Raw genomic sequence first — 1,988 nt, forward strand, 5'->3', positions numbered from 1 at the left:
GATAAATAGTGATTGTGCTTCACGACAATCGTCGGTAGATCACTCCATAGTGTTTATATCGTGGTGGAGCAAAGGATCGAAGGATCATCTGTCGTGAAGTATTTTTATGGAGAGCTGTCCGAGTGGCCGAAGGAGCACGATTGGAAATCGTGTAGACGGTTAAGGCCGTCTCGAGGGTTCGAATCCCTCGCTCTCCGTTACCGCTATCCGATACAATCGGATGAATGTTTTATGAATGTCCCAAAAATCCCGTTCTTACGGGATTTTTTAGTACTCGCATTTCCGTTACAAAAGCATACTTTGAGGGCAAATAAGGGCAAGCTATTGTAGCGGATTGACCTGACCTATATCAGGTATCCTATAATGGAAGAACTGCTAAGTTGGTTGCTACAGGAAAAACGACAATAAAAGGACCAAGAAGCTATAAATTCAGGAGAAAAGACAATTTGGATTCCATGAGATTAATGGACAATAAAATCATAATGCTATTACGCGATAAGCCCTTTGTGGTCTATCAGATCTTTATAATGCTAGAAGGTTTGGAGGAAAGCAAGGAAGATAATTTCACGCATGCAATCTTATTCCCCATATCTTCTGACTTTCCGCAAGAAAGAAAATTATTTTTAGAGCAATTTTTTGAAAGAGTAGAATTAGATTATAAAATGGGGCTGTTGACTTTAGAAAATTTGAAGAGCAGTGTTGTTAAAAGCTTAAAATCGTTATATACAACAAAGCGCTTGCCTAAAGCTTTTCATTTTTTCTATGAATGGTTTTTTGTGAAAAAAACAATTAATGAACTAAAGCGCGATGTACCCTCGTTGGATTTATTCATGAATCAAGTGAAAAACGCTTATTGGATCATCGAAAAGGAATTTCAAAACTTAGATAAAAATGAGATTTGTACGAGCATCCCTATATCATTCCCCATGACAAAAGAATGGGATGACTTTATTCATTTTATTTTTGATCCGTATTTTGCAAAGGTGCAAGTTGATGAAGACCATCATCCAGATGGATTGATCACGCATCTTATTGATTTATCGATGCCCTTTGGGGAAAAGAAACAGGTGCATATTGAGGATTTATTCTAAAGTGATTTCCAAATGTTTAACATGGAAATTAATGGCAGACGCCAAAAAAGCCATGTCTTTTTAATAGGGCATGGTTTATAGCGTGCCTGATTTTCAGTGGTTATACGTACTAAAAACGGAAGTGTCCGCTCAATCTCTTTCTTATCTCATCATACGTAACCGCCACATTGATTTGTTACAGCGGATATTTTCAGCTGATGATGGCGTGTATGACTTGTTAATCTTTCTAAGCGGTCACGGCGTGCATTTTATTGTATCAACCTTTTCTGTCCCATCCCTTCAGCTTATGCACGAATGGTTAATGCGTCATCTATGATCGGGTAAACGAATCGGTACTTATTGCAGCTGCTTGGCTTCTTAGAGGTGTGTTATTTCGGTCCTGTAAGGGCAGAAATCATCACGGCCTCAAAATCCCTGCAGAAGCTACCAGAAACCCTCTGAGGAGCTAATAGAAGTTGGACTGAATCCAAGGGAATAGGGTAAAGAGAAATCTTAATTCTGAAGCAGTCTGGCCCATGTAACGAGAGCGGACTGGTTTATTTATTTATTGAAGTCGGGTATACTGTAAGGGTTGTGTTTTTTTTATAAAATAAATTATAAAAAACACTTGCTTTTTGATTCGATTGGTGATAATATTTTAAAAGTCGGCGGCGAGATATTCCGACACTTGTTATTTTGGCCCGTTCGTCAAGTGGTTAAGACACCACCCTTTCACGGTGGGTTCATGGGTTCGAATCCCGTACGGGTCATTATTTACTTGATTTTATATGAGCTATGTGATAAAATAAATTGGTGTTTTTGATGGCTTGTACAAATCAATATGGAGGATTAGCTCAGCTGGGAGAGCATCTGCCTTACAAGCAGAGGGTCATAGGTTCGATCCCTATATCCTCCACC

1 protein-coding gene and 3 tRNA genes are annotated in these 1,988 nt (G+C 38.9%); all 4 read left to right on the forward strand.

Going from position 1 to position 1,988, the window contains the following annotated elements:
* Positions 1-108 precede the first annotated feature (108 nt).
* Positions 109-197, forward strand: a tRNA-Ser gene (locus tag SIN01_RS14525).
* Between the two features lie 183 nt (positions 198-380).
* The gene (locus tag SIN01_RS14530) at positions 381-1,091 is read left to right on the forward strand and encodes a hypothetical protein (protein WP_141306166.1); all 711 of its coding nucleotides are present in this window, start codon (positions 381-383) and stop codon (positions 1,089-1,091) included.
* A 677-nt stretch (positions 1,092-1,768) separates the two neighbouring features.
* Positions 1,769-1,840 (forward strand) — tRNA-Glu (locus tag SIN01_RS14535).
* A gap of 73 nt (positions 1,841-1,913) precedes the next feature.
* Positions 1,914-1,986, forward strand: a tRNA-Val gene (locus SIN01_RS14540).
* The last annotated feature ends 2 nt before the right edge of the window (positions 1,987-1,988 follow it).

Source organism: Sporolactobacillus inulinus (assembly GCF_006539285.1).
GTDB classification, from domain to species: domain Bacteria; phylum Bacillota; class Bacilli; order Bacillales; family Sporolactobacillaceae; genus Sporolactobacillus; species Sporolactobacillus inulinus.